Here is a 17,996-nt window from a genome sequence, read left to right as displayed (position 1 = left end):
TTTTTTGTTTAAGAGATATTATTTTTTACGTTCTAGCCATTTGCCGTCCACGTAATCTACGATCCATTTAGTCGCTTTACCGTCTTTTTCAGAGGTCACATATTGACGTTTTTCTTTACGGCTAAAGCGGATAATCGCTTCATTCCCTTCCGGATCTTGCTGAGGTGCATCGACAAGATATTGTAATTTTTCCGGTAAACGATCACGGTATTGTGCTAATTCGGCAACTTTCGGCGCCCGTGTTTCTCGTGATTTCGGGAAATTGTGTGCCGACATAAACACACCGCTTGCGCCGTCACGTAATACGAAATACGCATCCGATTTCTCACATTTGAGTTCCGGGAAATGGGTCGGCTCTTCACGAGGCGGAGCCACTTCACCATTTTTCAGAATCTTACGAGTGTTATCGCAAGCGGTACAACCCATATATTTACCGAAACGACCAAGTTTGAGATGCATATCCGCACCGCATTTATCACACTCAACAATCGGGCCATCATAGCCTTTAATTTTGAATGTACCTTGTTCTAACACATAGCCGTCACAATTCGGATTATTACCACAAATATGTAATTTACGTTGCGGATCGATTACATAGCTATCCATTGCCGAATCACATTTCGGACAACGCTTACGTGCTAATAAAGCTTTTGCTTCCGATTCTTCATCTAACACATTGAGTAATTCCGCTTCCGGAATCAGATTCATTGTGGTTTTGCAACGCTCTTTCGGCGGTAACGCATAACCGGTACAGCCTAAGAATACACCGGTAGAAGCGGTACGAATTGCCATTTTTCTTGCACAAGTCGGACAATCAATTTCCGTTGGCACAAGACTATTCGGCTTCATCCCACCTTCCAGCTCATCTAATTCGGCTTTAGTCAGCTGCTCAGAGAAATCTTTGAAGAAATTATTAAGCGCTTCTTTCCAGTTTTTATTACCTTCCGCAATTTGGTCGAGTGTTTCTTCCATATTGGCGGTAAAGTCGTAATTCATTAGATCGCTAAAGGATTCGTCTAAACGGTCGGTAACAATTTCACCCATTTTTTCCGCATAGAAACGGCGATTTTCAATACGCACATAGCCACGCTCTTGAATGGTTGAAATAATTGCTGCGTAAGTAGACGGGCGACCGATACCACGTTTTTCCAATTCTTTAACCAAAGCGGCTTCAGAGAAACGTGCCGGCGGTTTAGTAAAGTGCTGGCTAGGTAGCACATCTTCTAACATTAATTTTTCATTGAGTGCGACCTCCGGTAACACTTGATCTTCAGCGGTTTTGCCTTGTACTGGTAATGCTTTCGTCCAACCGTCAAAACGCAATACACGTCCTTTCGCTTTTAATTCATAGTCACCTGCCGTAACAGTAAGGCTGGTTGAATCATAACGAGCCGGTGTCATCTGGCAAGCTAAGAAACGACGCCAAATAAGCTCATAAAGACGCTCGGCATCTTTTTCCATACCTTTTAAATCAGACATTTTTACATTCACGTCTGACGGACGAATCGCTTCGTGCGCTTCTTGTGCACCTTCTTTACTTGAATAGAAATTCGGTTTAGCCGGTAAATACTCACTGCCGAATTGTTCTTCAATATAACCACGCGCCATCGCTAATGCGTCTTGACTTAAATTGGTTGAGTCGGTACGCATATAGGTAATATAACCCGCTTCATATAAACGTTGCGCTAACATCATGGTTTTCTTCACGCCAAAGCCCAAACGGGTGCTTGCCGTTTGTTGCAATGTTGAAGTAATAAATGGTGGGCTCGCTTTTGATGAAGTTGGTTTTTTATCAATCTCTGAAACAACAAATTCGCTACCTCGTAACGCTTTTACCGCTTCATCCGCTTGTTTTTGATTTTTCGCCGAGAATTTTTTACCTTTATAGCCAGTTAAATCAAGTGGTAATTTTCCTTTAGCCGTTAATGTATTGGCTAAAATTTCCCAATATTCTTCCGGTTGGAACGCTTTAATTTCTCGCTCACGCTCAACTAAAAGTTTAACCGCAACTGACTGTACACGCCCTGCAGATAAGCCTCGTGCGACTTTTTTCCAAAGCAAAGGCGATACCATAAAGCCGACCACACGGTCTAAAAAGCGGCGTGTTTGTTGGGCATTTACACGGTCTAAATTTAAATGATCCGGCTTTTCAAATGCTTTTTGAATAGCATTTTTGGTAATTTCATTGAACACCACTCGGCTAAAACGATCGTCATCACCACCGATAACTTCTCGTAAATGCCAAGCAATTGCTTCCCCTTCTCTATCCAAGTCGGTTGCGAGATAAATATGATCTGCTTTTTTAGCTAAGGATTTTAATTCGGAAACAACTTTTTCTTTATCTGGAAGCACTTGGTAATTCGCTTTCCAATCATGGTAAGGATCGATGCCCATACGTTTGACTAATGCGGCACGATCTTTTTCTGCTTTTAATTTTGCTTTTTGTTCAGCAGTCATGCCTTTGGTGGAAATCGGTTTGGCTTTCTCATTTTTTTCACTTTCACTACCGCTTTTAGGTAAATCACGAATATGACCGACACTCGATTTAACCACATAATCGCTACCTAAATATTTATTGATTGTCTTAGCTTTCGCCGGTGACTCCACAATAACCAATGATTTTCCCATTAATAACTACCTAAAATGTAAATAATTAAAGAAATATATTATAGTTTATTTCTTTCTAGTTGATATTTGATACTAATTGACCCAAAATATGCTGACAATAGCAAGCCTGATAGTAAAAAACAATATCTAGAGAAAGAAATTATGGACAAACTCAACGCAATTAATCTTTTCTGCCGAGTGATAGAAACACAAAGTTTCACTCAAGCCGCTCAGCTTGAACAAATTTCGTTGGCAATGGCAAGCAAGCTTATTGCTCAGCTTGAGGAGCATCTTAATGTCAGATTACTTCATCGTACAACTCGTAAGATCACTCCAACAGAAGCCGGATTACTTTATTACCAGCGTTGTCTACCTATCCTTAACGAATTAAAAGATGCGGAGAATAGTGTAAGCAATATTACCTCTACATTACAAGGGAAAATCACAATTTCCCTACCGATGGACTTCGGTTCGCGCTTTGTTGCGCCTTATTTAGGTCAATTTATAGCTACTTATCCCAATATTCAGCTTAATATTGAATTTAGTGATCGCCGTGTTGATGTGGTTGCGGAAGGCTATGACCTAGTATTAAGAATTGGTTCGCTTGAAGATAGTTCAATTGTAGCAAAACGTATTGCACAATCAGAACTTATGCTACTTGCATCGCCGGAATATTTAGATAAACACGGTACACCAGAAACACTTGAGCAATTAGCTCAGCACTCTTGCTTACTTTATGAAAACCACCAACAGTGGTTATTTGTCGATAATGATCAAAAAATAAAATTTAAACCGACACCACATATCCTCTCAAATAACGGCTATGCACTCTTACAGATGGCAAAAGCCGGACAAGGTATTATCAATTTACCGCTCTTTTTAGCCAAAGATGATCTGACTGCCGGTAACTTGGTGGAAGTTTTACCACAATATAAACAGCATTCCATTGATATCAGTATCTTATATCCACATCGACGCTATTTATCACCTAAGGTAAAAGTATTGATTGAGTTTTTGAGTAAACTTATGCAAGAAAGACAGCAATATTTAACGAAGTAACAAGCGGTCAAATTTATACAATATTTTGCAAAATTGATGCTATCTACACCAGCCGGCACAAGTGCCTTTACTCGTACCTTTGCCATTTTTGAGGAGATAAAATGGCACGAGAAGAACTCTCGCACCTTCATTATATTGGTGATAGATTCAACCGCTATTGGTTAAGCTCTAAAATCAAAATCTTTGACATTCTTTGGTAATTGTAATGTTCTCGTTTCTCTTTCGGCAAATCTTCCGTACCGGATACCACAAAGCCTCGCTCTTGGAACCACTGTGTTGTGCGAGTGGTTAAGACAAATAATTTCTCGACCTGTAATTTATAGGCTCTACGTTTAATCGCTTCTAATAACACATCACCTCGTGATGAATCTCGATAATCGGGGTGTACTGCCACGCAAGCCATTTCCGCCATTTTTTCTTCCGGATAATGATTCAGTGCCGCACAAGCAATCACAATACCGTCACGCTCAATAATCGTATAGTTACTGATCTCCATTTCCAGCTGTTCGCGAGAACGCTTAACCAAAATCCCTTGTTCTTCAAGCGGACGAATCAGATTTAACAAACCGGGAATATCAAACGAAGTAGCCAAACGAATATTTTCTGAACTCTCTTCCGACAACTGTGTCCCGATACCGTCACGAGAGAACAACTCTTGAAGTAATGAGCCGTCTTCTTTATAACTCAGCAAATGCGAACGTTTAATGCCGGCATGGCAAGCTTCAATGGCTGCTTGTAAAAAGCGAGCGGCAGAATTGTGATATTGTCCGGATTCAATAAATTGCGTTAAGTAACGTTTAGCTTCACGAGGGTGTAAATCCGATAGTACTTTTCCGTTTTGATCCAAGATCCCTTGCTGATCACAGAAACCGATTAATTTATCTGCTTTTAATTTAATCGCAATTTGCGTTGCAATCTCTTCGAAAGGCAAATTAAACATTTCACCGGTAACAGAAGGTGCAATTGGGCCAATAACCACAATCGAATCCTGTGCCAGTTGCTGCTGAATTCCTTCAATATTAATACGGCGAATTTTACCGCTTAAACCGTAATCTACACCATCAATCACACCAAGCGGCTGCGCCAATACTGCATTACTACTCACTACATTCAATACCGGTGAATTCGGTAAACGCAGCGACAAACGAGAAAAAATATCATAATGCAATCCGCCAACCGCTTGCTTCACCACTTCTAATGTTTTGCTATCGGTTATACGAATATTATTATGATAAGCGGAACTCATCTGATTTTTTGCCAGTAATTCATCAATTTGGCAACGAGCACCAAACACGATGACCAGTTTAATGCCTAAACTATGGAGCAATCCAATATCGTTGGTAATATTAATAAAATTCGGATGAGCAATCGCATTACCGTCTAACATAATCACAAAGGTTTTCTCTCTGTGCATATTTACGTAAGGCGCGGATTGTCTAAACCACTGGACTAATTCTGTGTTACGCATAACTTCCTCATTATTTTTTGTTTCTGACAAATGTATATCAAAATGAATATTTATGCAATTTAATTGAATTAAAATTTGTAACCGCGCATAAAAAAGCGGTTAGATTTGCAAATTTTTTTACAAATTTAACCGCTTATTATCGCTTTTTATGTTCTTTCCGACAACTTCTCAAATTCATTGAAATAGGTCGGAAACGTTTTTGCCGTGCATTTCGGATCTAAAATTGTCACTGGTGTATCAGACAATGCAATCAATGAGAAACACATCGCCATACGGTGATCATTATAGGTTGCAATTTCAGCATGTTGGAATTGCGTGAGTGGTAAAGGCTGAATACGAATAAAATCTTCGCCTTCTTCAACGGTTGCACCGACTTTACGCAATTCGGTTGCCATCGCAGCTAAACGATCGGTTTCTTTGACACGCCAGTTATAAATATTGCGAATCACCGTTTCCCCTTCGGCAAATAATGCGGTGGTCGCAATCGTCATCGCTGCATCCGGAATATGGTTCATATCCATATCCACACCTTTAAGCTCGCCTTGCTCTGCTTGGATAAAATCGTCACCCCAAGTGATTTTAGCCCCCATTGCTTCTAGCACATTGGCAAACAAGCGGTCACCTTGGATCGAATTTTTACCAATACCGGTTACCTTCACTTTCCCCTTAATCGCACCGGCCGCTAAGAAATAAGAAGCAGATGATGCGTCACCTTCCACCAAATATTTCTCCGGAGAAATGTAGCTTTGGTTACCTTTTACCACAAAGGTCTGATAATTTTGGTTCTCAACATTTACCCCAAAATCTTTCATCATCGCTAAGGTAATATCAATATAAGGTTTTGATACCAGTTCACCGATAATTTCAATTTCCATATCGCCTTCAGCAAGTGGTGCTGCCATCAGTAAAGCGGTTAAAAATTGGCTGGAAATTGAACCGTCAATTTGTACTTTTCCGCCTTTTAAGCCACTGTTTCGGATCGCTACCGGCGGATAACCTTCATTTTCCAAATATTGAACGCTTGCACCCGCTTGGCGAAGGGCATCAACCAAGTGTTTGATCGGGCGTTCTTTCATACGAGGTTCGCCGGTTAGAATAACTTCTGCTTCGGTTGCGCCTTTTAAACATAATGCAGCGGTTAACGGGCGCATTGCCGTACCTGCGTTACCTAAAAATAACGATAACCCATTTTGCCAATTAAATGCGCCGCCAATTCCTTCAACAGTACAAACGGTCTTATCTTCCGATAATGAATAATTCACGCCTAATGCTTTTAATGCATTCAGCATATGACGAATATCATCACTGTCTAATAAATTGGTAACTTTAGTCGTGCCTTTCGCTAAAGCAGCTAATAATAACGCTCGATTCGAAAGGCTTTTTGAACCAGGTAAATTAATCTCGCCTTCAACACGGCTGATCGGTGCTAATGTAATTTTTTCCATCTGTATTCTCTTAAATTAGCCTAATACTTTTACTAATGCGGCAAACAATCGGTCATTTTCTTGCGGTAAACCGATACTGATACGTAAATGATTCGGCATACCGTAACCTGCAATCGGACGAACAATCACACCTTCACGTAATAAGGCTTCATAAATCGGTGCAGCAGGACGTTTGAAATCAATCGTAATAAAGTTACCTTTGGACGGAATATAATCCAAACCTTGTGCTTGGCAGAATGCTTCATAACGTTGCATTTCTTGGCGATTATTTTCTGCGACTTTTTCCACAAAAGTATCGTCATTCATCACCGCAATTGCAGAAGCCAATGCAAGGCTGTTACAGTTAAACGGTTGGCGCACACGATTTAGTAAATCGGCAATTTCAGCGTTAGATACGGCATAACCGATACGTAGTCCGGCAAGTCCATAAGCTTTTGAAAGTGAGCGAGACACAATTAAATTCGGATATTTTGCCAATAAGCCGAATGAATCGACACGCTCGCAAGCGTCTGTAAATTCAGTATAGGCTTCATCGAGAACTACCAACACATTTGCCGGTACTTTCGCTAAGAAAGCATCAATTTCCGCTTCGGTTAAGAAATTGCCGGTCGGATTATTCGGATTGGCAATAAAAATTAGTTTTGTTTTTTCATTGATTGCAGCAAGAAACGCATCTAGATCATGCCCCCAGTTTTTCGCCGGAATTTCACGTGCCACCGCATTAACCGCTTTAGTCACTAACGGATAAACGATGAATGCGTATTGAGAATAAATAATTTCATCTTGTTCGCCGGCAAAGGTATGGGCAAATAATTCCAATAAATCATTTGAACCGTTACCTAAGGTAATTTGATTCGCTTGTACGCCAAATTTTTTTGAAATAGCTGCTTTTAATTCAAAGCCGTTTGCATCCGGATAACGAGTGAGATCATTTAATTGATTAATAATCGCTTGTTTTGCACTTTCAGGGAAACCGAACGGATTTTCATTAGAAGCCAGTTTAATAATATTGCTGATACCAAGCTCACGTTCTAATTCTTCAATCGGTTTACCCGCTTGGTAAGGAGAAAGGGATTTCACGCCCTGATTGGCGATGTTGATAAATTGCATTTTTACCTCTGTAAAATTCTTTTTATTCGTTATTGATGGATTGTATTAAAGAATTTTAATCTTTACCAGTAAAAAATACGTTACAACTGGCAAGATATTAATACACGATTAATTATTCAACTAGCTGGCGTAAAATCATATCCATATAAAAAAGGCTATCCCACCGGATAGCCTCAGTAATTTTTAAAGATTATGCATTTTCTTGTGCAAATTTATCCATAAATTGGATTAATGCTTCTACACCTTCAATCGGCATTGCATTATAAATTGACGCACGCATACCGCCTAATACTTTGTGTCCTTTTAAGGCGTGTAGCCCACAAGCGGTCGCTTCTGCTACAAATTTTGCATTTAACTCATCATCATCAGTGGTAAATGTCACATTCATTACCGAACGATTTGCTTCCGCAATATAATTGCGATAGAACGTGCTGTTATTCAAGTAATTATAAAGTAATTCCGCTTTCGCTGTATTACGTTTTTCAACCGCCGCCAAACCGCCCTCTTTGATTAAATGCTTAAATACCAATGAACATAAATACCAAGCGAATGTAGGTGGTGTGTTGATCATCGAATCAGCATTCACTTGTGTTTCATAGTTCCAAATCGAAGGGGTTGCCGTGCGAGCTTTACCAATCAAATCTTCACGCACAATCACAATCGTAATACCTGCCGGCCCTAGATTTTTTTGCGCACCTGCGTAAATTAAGCCGAATTTGCTGATATCAATTTGAGTCGAAAGAATATCAGACGACATATCTGCGACCAATACCGCATTGCCCACATTTGGGATCTGTTTAATTTGCACACCGGTTATCGTTTCATTTGTGCAATAATGAACATAATCATACTGTTCGGCAATATCACTAAAATCGGTACGGGTTACCGCAATCACGCCATTTTGATCTTTTTCAACGATATTAATTTCATCGATTTCACAGAAATTACGCGCTTCTTTTGCCGCCATCCCCGACCAATGACCGCTATTTAAATAAAGAGCTTTACCCTTTGCACCAATTAAGTTCATTGGTACTGCAGCAAATTGTCCACGAGCACCGCCTTGCAAAAACAAGATTTTGTAGTTTTCCGGAATATGGTAAACCTCACGAAAATCTTGTTCAGACTGGGCCGCTAATTCCATAAAGAACTTACCGCGATGGCTAACTTCCATCACCGAAGTACCTTGGTTTTGCCAATTTAATAGTTCTTGTTGCGCTTGTTCTAAAACGGTTTTTGGCATCATTGCCGGACCTGCACTGAAATTATAAACTTGTGTCATTGTGTTTGCCTCTTATGTTTCTTTAAAACGGATTCGATCATTCTAGCGAAAACATTCGTCATTTTGAAAGCACTTTTTTAGATAAAAAAATAAAGCGGTTAAATTTGTAAAAAATTCTGCAAATTTAACCGCTTGTAAAACAAAAATTATCGGCCGTGAACACGTTGTTCTAAAATCACATCCAACGTTTTTTGTTTTTGTTGAATTGATTTTTCCGGCTCCGCTTTAACTAATAAAGCGTAAATAAGATCTAACACGAACAATTGTGACATTTTAGTGCCGATAGAATCGCCCTGCATATGTCCTTGGCGATTGCCGTTAATCAATACATAATCAGCAACATTGGTGACGGGTGAACGAATATGGTGAGTAATCGCCACGGTCTTCGCATTATTTTTACGTGCAATACGCAACGAGCTAATTACCTCATCTGAATAACCTGAATGGCTGATCCCGATCACCACATCGCCTTCACGCAATAATGACGCTTGCATATACATAAAGTGGTTATTGGTTACCGCATCGGTCTGTAAGCCGATACGCATCAATTTATGTTTTGCGTCTTCTGCGGTTAACCCCGAAGAACCTACACCGAATAAGAAAATACGCTGCGCTTTTTGCAATTCTTTCACCACATTTTCTAATTCTTGAAAATCGAGCAAATTGATTGTTTCAGCAATCACGTTATTCAAACTGCTTTGTAATTTAATTGCAATTTCTTTCGGTGTATCGGTTTCCGACACATCCGTATCAAAAATTGAGTTACTTTGCTTTTCTTGGGTCGCCAATTCAATCGCTAAATCCAATTTAAAATCGGTATAGCCTTTAAAACCTAAAGTACGACAAAATCGGATAAATGTCGCTTCACCGACATCAAGTTGTTTCGCTACTTCAGATAATGAGTTCTGACTGAGGATCTCCGGTTGAGCCAAAATCGCCGAGGCAATTTTCTTCTCTGTTTTGGTTAAACTGGTTTGTAATGCGCCGATAGTATCTAATATTTTTCCTCGAGCAGACATAACTGCCTCCTACAAATAACTGACAGGGACTTTAACAACTAATTTTTTCAATAATTTATTTTGACCGTTTACTGCATTGCCCGGTTTATGCGGTTCATAAGGTAAAAAGATAGCAAACATATTTGGCTGTAATACCAGCTCATTTTTATGCTCAATCGCATCCGTTAACTGATAATCGTCTTCTTCACGATACTCATCGAATTTCGCTAAATTAGGCTCGCCTAAGCCATACTCAATCATTTCTTCGCCTGAAATTAATAATTGAATATCGATAAATTTGCGATGCATTTCCGCTTTCTTTTCTTCAGCCGGACTGGTTTCAAATTCCATCACGTTCATGCGAACGCCCTCTTCAAGATCTTGCCAACCTAACGGAAGATTAACCAAATCCAATGTCTTCAATTTTTCGCATAAACGCACAAATACGGGCGGTAATGATTTAGCGTAGTCCGCTCGAGATAAATCACCTAATAACATATCGCTCCCTTACAATAATAAATTTATCAATGCTGTTTTGGTTCAACAGCCACTCCATAAATGAAGATATACTCCAGTATGTATAGCGTAAAGATTTATCCGCTAAATAACAAGCGGGAAAATAAGAAAATGAGAACTAGATCAAATTTTATAAAGCTGAAGGCACAGACCAATTAGGCTGTGCCTTCACAATGCTACTTATTCCATTTTTAATGTTAAATCAAGCTGAACCAAACATTTTTGCTCTTCTTCCAGTTCCGCCAAAATCAATGGATTTTGTCTTAAAAAGCCGGATTCAAACTGCAATAACCATTCATTATTTGTTACGGTTAATTTTACCGATTTCGGCTCAACCGTCGCTTGTCGAGGACGATTTAGCAATACCGCTAAACGAAATAAACGCAATAATGTCATAATATCGCGATGCTGATAACGGTTAGTACTGCGAATTTCACTCCGTTTGAAGCTCTTCAAATGAAAACGCATCAGCATCGCCAATAAATTCTGTTGCTCGGAATCAAAACCCGGCAAATCGCTATGCGCAATAATGTAAGCGGAATGGCGATGCACACTATTGTGATTAATCACAATACCGATCTCATGTAGTAAGCTCGCCCACTTTAACATACTACGTAGCTCAGGGATTTGGCGGCGATTGCGCCAAATTTTCACCTGTTCAAATAGCATCAGTGCTGTGTTTTCCACTCTATTGGCTTGTTGCTGATCAATATTAAATTGCTCTGCTAGTGCTTCTGCCGTTCTTTGGCGAATATCCCCGACTTGGAAGCTCTTTTCTAAGCCATACATAACACCTTCACGAATCGCCCCGTTTGAATAACGCATCGATTCAATTCTAAAGGTATGAAATAGCGCTAATAAAATCGCCAAGCCAGGGATCAGCACATCCGCTCGCTCTTCAATTAAACCTTTTAACTGAATCTCGTTTAAGGAATTAAATTGCAAGCAAATATCAATTAAATTCTGTAAACGTTCTTCCGTAATCAACCCGTCTCGATACCCGTTGGCAATCAACACTTTTTGCACGGTTTTAATCGTTCCCGAAGATCCCAATACATTTTGCCAACCTAACTGACGGTATTCCCAAGCAAGATCCTCAATTTTTTCCATTGCCGTTTGGTAAGCATTATCAAATCGCTCAATCGTCAGTTCACCACGAGGGAAGAAACGATTTGCAAAGCTCACACAGCCCATATGACGGCTCTCTGCTCTTAATGGCGTGAAATCATCACCGATCGTCATTTCCGTTGAGCCGCCGCCAATATCAACCACTAGTTTTCGACCTTTTTCCGGCTGAGTATGGCTCACACCGGAATAGATCAAACGAGCTTCTTCTTGTCCGGAAATAATTTGAATCGGGTAAGGAAACACTTGCGCTGCTTGTTTTAAAAACTCATCGTTATTGATCGCTCGACGCAAAGTATAAGTTCCGACCACTTTCACATTTTCCGCCGAAAAACCTTGTAAACGGTCGGCAAATAACGCTAAACATTCCACGCCTCTCGTAATAGCCTCTTGGCTCAAGATTCGGTGTTCATCTAAACCGTCCGCCAAGCGTACTCGACGTTTCAAACGAGAAAGTATTTGGATCGAGCCATTTACAATGCGCGCAACAATCATATGAAAGCTGTTCGAGCCCAAATCAATAGCGGCAAATTCTCTAGGCGCAGACTGTTTTACTGGCGATTGCATTGAAGATGACATAAAATATCCTTATAAACCGAGCGAATAAATATCAAGATATTATCACTTTTAATACAAATCTATCGACAAATTCTTCATTATTTTAAAAATTTTGATGTTTATTTATGCAAATAAACAAACCCTTGAGAAACATTTTGACGAATTTGTTTAAAAGGTCTAGGATTTATACAGATTTATTTTCACTAACCAAGAGGGTTCTCAAATGGCTGATGTAAAAAAACAAGCGTTCCAAGATATGTTGGATTATGTTCATCTTTATCGTTTAAAAAATAAATTACATCGTGAAACTGCGGATAATGATCGTAAAATCCGTGATAACCAAAAACGTGTATTGTTATTAGATAATTTAAATCAATACATCAATGATTCAATGACCGTTGAAGAGATCCGAGCAATTATCGCTAATATGCGTGACGACTATGAAAACCGTGTTGATGATTACATGATCCGCAATGCGGAACTATCAAAACAACGCCGTGAAATTCGTCAAAAAATGGCTGCACATAAAAGTGCCGCTCCGGTAAAAGACGAGAAATAATTAATCTCCCTGAAAGCGGTCAGATCCACTTAATTTTTTACAAATTAAGTTTAAAGATCTGACCTCTTTTATTTTTATCTAAATTTATCCTCAAATTAGCCCATTCCTTAAGCATTCTTTCCATTAAGAATAAATATCGTTTGACACCCCTCTAATAAAAGGGTATTTCTATACAAGCTTTTCAGCTCTTGAAAAGAAGTAATGAATTTATTCATTGCGGGAGAGGCGCAACACTCAGGCAGTTTAATTCAAGGCAACTAGGGCCGTTTGAGGATTAAATGATGGGAGTGCTTGCCGAGGTGTGAATTCACTAGACTGGAATGAACATCGGCTGAGTCAGGTTGAATCCTATCAGCTGTCATTTAACACAAGTTTAAATGGAGTGCTCTGATTAATTGGTTCCTAAATCAAACCGCCTAATCTACTCAAATTTCCTTTCGAATATCCACTACACAACGTCATCTATTATTTTTTGATTTATAGGAAATTCTTATTATGTCTCATCTTTCGGTTGCTAAATTTGGTGGCACTAGCGTAGCTAATTTTGAAGCAATGACTTCTTGTGCAAACATCGTAACAGCGGACGCTAATACACGTGTTGTGGTACTTTCTGCATCAGCTGGCGTAACTAATTATTTAGTAGAATTGGCAAACGGTTGCGAAAAAGAACGCCGTGACGAAATTTTAAATGCAGTGCGTACAATTCAATATAACATTATTGAAAAACTACAAAGTCAAAGCGAAATTTCTGCTGAGATTGACGAATTATTACAGCATATCAGCGCATTAGCCGAATCCGCGAGCCTTGCGACATCTAACGCTTTAACCGATGAATTAATCTGTCACGGTGAAATGATGTCGACCAAAATTTTCACTCAACTTTTAAAAGAACGTAATTTCCCGGCAGTATGGGTGGATGTGCGTGACGTTGTAGCGACAAATAGTAATTATGGAAAAGCTGCTCCAAATGATGAGAAGACCCAACAACAATCTGACGAAATAATTAAGCCGTTAATTGCTGCAGGTAACGTAATGATCACCCAAGGCTTTATCGGTCGAGATGATGAAGGTAAAACAACCACATTAGGTCGTGGCGGTTCAGACTACTCTGCAGCACTATTAGCAGAAGTACTAAATGCAAATGATGTTTTAATTTGGACGGACGTACCGGGCATTTACACAACCGATCCTCGTGTCGTACCAAATGCACAACGCATTGATACCATGGCATTTAATGAAGCGGCGGAAATGGCAACATTCGGTGCAAAAGTTCTACATCCTGCGACCTTATTACCGGCTGTACGTAGCAACATTCCGGTATATGTCGGTTCAAGTAAAGCGCCGGAACAAGGCGGTACTTGGGTAACGCGTGATCCACAACCTCGCCCGACTTTCCGTGCAATTGCGTTACGTCGTAACCAAACTTTATTAACGCTTTCTAGCCTTTCAATGCTCCACGCTCAAGGCTTTTTAGCTAACGTATTCGCTATTTTAGCAAAACACAAAATTTCGGTAGATGTAATTACTACATCGGAAGTCAGCGTTGCACTAACTTTAGATAAGACTGGTTCTGCATCATCCGGTGCAGATATGTTATCCAAAGAGTTACTGGATGAATTAAACGCTTATTGCCACGTACAAGTAGAAAACAATCTGGCGCTTGTTGCTATTATCGGTAACAACTTGCATACCCAAGCCGGTGTGGCGAAACAGTTATTCCATACGATTGAAAACTTCAATATCCGTTTAATTAGCTACGGTGCAAGCACAAATAACGTATGTACTCTAGTGAAAAATGAAGAAGCGGATGAAGTAGTTCGTTCACTGCACGCTGGTTTATTCGAATAATCCCAACTAAACAAGCGGTTAAATTTGCAAAATTTTTTACAAATTCGACCGCTTGTATTTATGTTATAAAAAATGCCACAACAAATATTGTGGCATTTTTACTACTCTCTGAGTTTTTCAATTTCTTGGGTAAACTCTTCAATATCATCAAAGCTAAGGTAAACCGAAGCAAAGCGAATATAAGCGACCTTATCCAACTGTTTTAAGGCATCCATTGCGAGATTCCCCACTAATTTACTCGGGACTTCTCGTTCGCCGGTCGATTGCAGCTGAATAATAATTTTACTGATTGCTTTTTCAAGATCATCTGCACTTACCGGACGCTTTTCTAACGCTCGGCTTAGACTGACTCGTAACTTATTCGCATCAAACGGCACTCGGTTGCCGTTATTTTTCACAATATAAGGCACAACCAATTCAGCCGATTCAAAAGTCGTAAAACGCTCTTTACAGCTAATACATTCACGACGGCGGCGAATTTGGTAACCGTCCGCTGCTAAACGTGAATCAACAACTTTTGTATCCTCTGCAGCACAAAACGGACAACGCATTACGCTTCTCCTCTATTTTGTTCAATAAATGTTTTTAACAAATTCTCCGGTGGCGGTGGCATTTGTAAGAAAAAGCCCTGTGTTTGGATCGCTTGCAAAACTTCTTCGTTTTTTGACCGCTTGAGTTGCTTTTCACCATTTAAATTAAATAGCATCACAAATTGCGGCTTACCAAACATTTGGCGTAATGTTTCAGGTATGCTATCAAACTGATCGCGCTTTGCTACATAAAGAAACATTCCTTCTCTTTTCGGGCTTTTATAAATTGCACAAAGATTAGTACTCATCGTCATAGGCTCCGCCTGTATAGTTATCAAATCTTGAATATTGACCTTGGAAAGTTAAACGAACTCGTCCAATCGGGCCGTTACGTTGCTTACCGATAATAATTTCAGCAATCCCTTTTAAATCGGAATTATCGTTATACACCTCATCACGATAAATAAACATAATTAAGTCCGCATCTTGTTCAATAGATCCGGATTCACGTAAGTCCGAGTTTACCGGGCGTTTATCGGCACGTTGTTCCAAGCTTCGGTTTAACTGCGAAAGCGCCACAACCGGCACTTGTAATTCCTTTGCCAATGCCTTCAGAGAACGGGAAATCTCAGCGATTTCAAGCGTTCGGTTATCGGAAAATGCCGGCGCACGCATTAACTGCAAATAATCCACCATGATCATACTTAACCCACCATTCTCACGGTACACTCGTCTTGCACGCGAACGTAACTCGGTTGGTGTTAAACCGGAACTGTCATCGATATAGATATTTTTGCGCTCTTGTAAAATTGCCATCGTGCTGGATATTTTCGCCCAATCTTCATCGTCATGAATCTGTCCGGTTCGGATCTTGGTTTGATCTACGCGAGAAAGCGAAGCTAACATACGCATCATAATTTGGTCTGCCGGCATCTCAAGGCTGAAAATCAATACCGGTTTAGCCGGCTTCTTACGAGGGTTACCGTATTCATCCAAATCATTCGGATCTTCCACATCTACTAACGAAGCATTTTCGCATAAGTTCATTGCAAACGTGGTTTTACCCATTGACGGACGTGCCGCAACGATAATTAAATCCGAGGGCTGTAAACCTGCGGTCTTTTTATTTAAATCAATGAAACCGGTTGAAACACCTGTTACCCCGCCATTGTTGCGGTTTTTTGAAAGCATTTCAATACGAGTAAGCGTATTAATTAAGATGTCATCAATTTTTTGCGGGCCTTCATTGCTGGTATTACGTTTTTCGGCAATTTCAAATACGATACGTTCCGCTTCATCTAAGACTTCTTTTGCATTTCTGCCTTTCGTATGATACGCCATCTCAGCAATTTGATTACCTGCCGTAATCACACCACGCAAATCGGAACGGTCACGCACAATATCCGCATAAGCAAGAATATTGGCTGCACTTGGTGTATTTTTAGAAAGCTCGGCTAAATAAGCGAAGCCACCAACGTCCTGTAATACCCCTTTATCTTTTAAGGCTTGGTCTAAGGTGATGATATCAATCGGCTGATTATTACGCACCAACTCCACCATTTGCTCAAAAATAGTCCGATGCGCATAGTTATAAAAATCTGTCGGTTGTACACGCTCGGCAACATTATCCCAATGGTCATTGCTTAGCATAATACCACCTAATACTGCCTGTTCCGCCTCAATAGAATGAGGTGAAATGGCAATTTGCTCGACTTGTTTATCTCTTGCGCTTTCTTTGTTTGATGGAGTGTACTCAGCCATTTTATTAAAACTCTACGTGACAAATGATATAAATGATTAGTTTAACGGAAATTCACCTAAATTGAAATTTGCAATTTTTAATCAAATTCAAGCAGATTATTGATGAAAGTCTCTTTACATCATTGAAAATACGGTTAAAATCATTGAGAATAATTTTCACTTACAGCTATACTTTTAAACAGGAAGGATCTATGTTAAAAAAAGCATTCTTTACTTTAACTCTTGCAGCCGCATTAACTACTTCAGCATTTGCAAAAGATGTAACAATTCCAACCGCTCGCGGAGAAGTTACCTTTACACAAACACCTCATAAAGTCGCAGTTTTTGATGCAGCAACCATTGATATTTTACAACATTTAGGAGTCGACGTAGCTGGCGCGCCTGATGTTGCTAAAACATTACCGTACTTAAAACCTGCAGTAGCACAAGCTACCAATATCGGTACGGTTTTTGAACCTAACCTAGAAACATTAAACAGCTTAAAACCAGATTTAATCATTGTTGCTACTCGCTCTGCCAAAAAATTAGACGATGTGAAAGCTATTGCGAACGCTATTGACTTAACTCCAAATCCTGAATTGAATACCATTGCAGCCGGTTTAGCAAATCTGGACAGCTTAGGTAAATTATTTGCTAAACAATATAAAGCTAATGAATATAAAACTGAAATTGAAGCGTTATTAAAAGAAACTCAAGCAGCAGTAAAAGGTAAAGGAAATGGCTTGATTATTATTGTAAATGGCGGAAAAATGTCAGCTTTTGGTGAGAAAGGTCGCTTAGGTTGGGTACATTCAGCGCTTGGCATTCCACTTGCTAAAGCAGATGTACATAAAAAAGGCACAAGCCACGGTGAACCTATTTCGCATGAATTTTTACAGAAAATCAATCCTGACTGGCTATTCGTTCTTGACCGCACAGCAGCCATCGGAGAAGAAGGTAAAACAGCGCAAGAAATTTTAGATAACGAACTTGTGCATCAAACTAAAGCTTGGAAAAATGGCCAAATTGTTTATTTAAGCAGTGCGGCTTACTTAGCAGCTGGTGGTATTGAACAAATGCGTACCGATTTAATCAATATTAAAAAAGCATTTTCTAAATAAGTTCACCACGCCCTCACATTAGTGAGGGCGATA

At 39.7% G+C, this 17,996-nt stretch carries 15 protein-coding genes and 1 riboswitch; of the genes, 4 read left to right on the top strand and 11 right to left on the bottom strand.

Annotated elements, in window-relative coordinates; translation table 11 throughout:
- Positions 1-18: 18 nt before the first annotated feature.
- A complete protein-coding gene (gene topA, locus ASU1_RS03375) occupies positions 19-2,628 on the bottom strand; it encodes a type I DNA topoisomerase (RefSeq protein ID WP_014991454.1) in 2,610 nt (869 codons plus the stop codon).
- Positions 2,629-2,769: 141 nt separating this feature from the next.
- On the opposite strand from topA, the gene ASU1_RS03370 reads away from it, so the two are divergent.
- Entirely contained in the window at positions 2,770-3,666 is an 897-nt protein-coding gene (locus ASU1_RS03370; protein ID WP_014991453.1) for a LysR family transcriptional regulator, read from the top strand.
- Positions 3,667-3,820: 154 nt separating this feature from the next.
- Here ASU1_RS03370 and argA read toward each other — a convergent pair whose 3' ends face one another.
- The 7 genes from argA to ppx form a co-directional block, all read right to left on the bottom strand.
- Positions 3,821-5,134 (bottom strand): amino-acid N-acetyltransferase, encoded by a 1,314-nt coding sequence (argA, locus tag ASU1_RS03365; RefSeq protein ID WP_014991452.1) that lies wholly within the window; start codon positions 5,132-5,134, stop codon positions 3,821-3,823.
- Between the two features lie 146 nt (positions 5,135-5,280).
- Positions 5,281-6,579, bottom strand: a complete 1,299-nt coding sequence (aroA, locus tag ASU1_RS03360; RefSeq protein ID WP_014991451.1) for a 3-phosphoshikimate 1-carboxyvinyltransferase — start codon at positions 6,577-6,579, stop codon at positions 5,281-5,283.
- Positions 6,580-6,594: 15 nt separating this feature from the next.
- Positions 6,595-7,689, bottom strand: a complete 1,095-nt coding sequence (gene hisC / locus ASU1_RS03355; protein ID WP_014991450.1) for a histidinol-phosphate transaminase — start codon at positions 7,687-7,689, stop codon at positions 6,595-6,597.
- 190 nt (positions 7,690-7,879) lie between these two features.
- Positions 7,880-8,968, bottom strand: coding sequence for a 3-phosphoserine/phosphohydroxythreonine transaminase (serC, locus tag ASU1_RS03350; RefSeq protein ID WP_014991449.1), 1,089 nt, complete (start codon positions 8,966-8,968; stop codon positions 7,880-7,882).
- Between the two features lie 146 nt (positions 8,969-9,114).
- Positions 9,115-9,987, bottom strand: coding sequence for a MurR/RpiR family transcriptional regulator (locus ASU1_RS03345; RefSeq protein ID WP_014991448.1), 873 nt, complete (start codon positions 9,985-9,987; stop codon positions 9,115-9,117).
- A 9-nt stretch (positions 9,988-9,996) separates the two neighbouring features.
- A complete protein-coding gene (nanQ, locus tag ASU1_RS03340; RefSeq protein WP_014991447.1) occupies positions 9,997-10,464 on the bottom strand; it encodes an N-acetylneuraminate anomerase in 468 nt (155 codons plus the stop codon).
- A gap of 198 nt (positions 10,465-10,662) precedes the next feature.
- Positions 10,663-12,186, bottom strand: a complete 1,524-nt coding sequence (ppx, locus tag ASU1_RS03335) for an exopolyphosphatase (RefSeq protein WP_014991446.1) — start codon at positions 12,184-12,186, stop codon at positions 10,663-10,665.
- A gap of 202 nt (positions 12,187-12,388) precedes the next feature.
- Here ppx and ASU1_RS03330 point away from each other — a divergent pair, with 202 nt between their 5' ends.
- On the top strand, positions 12,389-12,724 hold the full coding sequence (locus tag ASU1_RS03330) for a DUF496 family protein (RefSeq protein WP_014991445.1): 336 nt from the start codon (positions 12,389-12,391) through the stop codon (positions 12,722-12,724).
- A gap of 212 nt (positions 12,725-12,936) precedes the next feature.
- A riboswitch (Lysine riboswitch) is annotated at positions 12,937-13,120 on the top strand.
- A 99-nt stretch (positions 13,121-13,219) separates the two neighbouring features.
- The gene (lysC, locus tag ASU1_RS03325; RefSeq protein WP_014991444.1) at positions 13,220-14,572 is read left to right on the top strand and encodes a lysine-sensitive aspartokinase 3; all 1,353 of its coding nucleotides are present in this window, start codon (positions 13,220-13,222) and stop codon (positions 14,570-14,572) included.
- 101 nt (positions 14,573-14,673) lie between these two features.
- Here lysC and nrdR read toward each other — a convergent pair whose 3' ends face one another.
- The 3 genes from nrdR to ASU1_RS03310 are packed head-to-tail and all read right to left on the bottom strand — an operon-like array spanning position 14,674 to position 16,863.
- The gene (gene nrdR / locus ASU1_RS03320; protein ID WP_005622941.1) at positions 14,674-15,123 is read right to left on the bottom strand and encodes a transcriptional regulator NrdR; all 450 of its coding nucleotides are present in this window, start codon (positions 15,121-15,123) and stop codon (positions 14,674-14,676) included.
- A complete protein-coding gene (locus ASU1_RS03315) occupies positions 15,123-15,410 on the bottom strand; it encodes a YcgL domain-containing protein (RefSeq protein ID WP_014991443.1) in 288 nt (95 codons plus the stop codon). The genes nrdR and ASU1_RS03315 overlap by 1 nt, the downstream gene beginning before the upstream one ends.
- Positions 15,400-16,863 carry a replicative DNA helicase gene (locus tag ASU1_RS03310; RefSeq protein ID WP_014991442.1) on the bottom strand — a complete coding sequence of 488 codons (1,464 nt, stop codon included), beginning with the start codon at positions 16,861-16,863 and terminating at the stop codon, positions 15,400-15,402. Before ASU1_RS03310 ends, ASU1_RS03315 begins: the two co-directional genes overlap by 11 nt.
- A gap of 191 nt (positions 16,864-17,054) precedes the next feature.
- Here ASU1_RS03310 and ASU1_RS03305 point away from each other — a divergent pair, with 191 nt between their 5' ends.
- Positions 17,055-17,963, top strand: a complete 909-nt coding sequence (locus ASU1_RS03305) for a siderophore ABC transporter substrate-binding protein (protein ID WP_014991441.1) — start codon at positions 17,055-17,057, stop codon at positions 17,961-17,963.
- Positions 17,964-17,996 lie beyond the last annotated feature (33 nt).

The sequence above is a fragment of the Actinobacillus suis ATCC 33415 genome (genome assembly GCF_000739435.1).
Taxonomy (GTDB): domain Bacteria; phylum Pseudomonadota; class Gammaproteobacteria; order Enterobacterales; family Pasteurellaceae; genus Actinobacillus; species Actinobacillus suis.
This window is presented reverse-complemented; position numbering and strand designations above follow the sequence as displayed.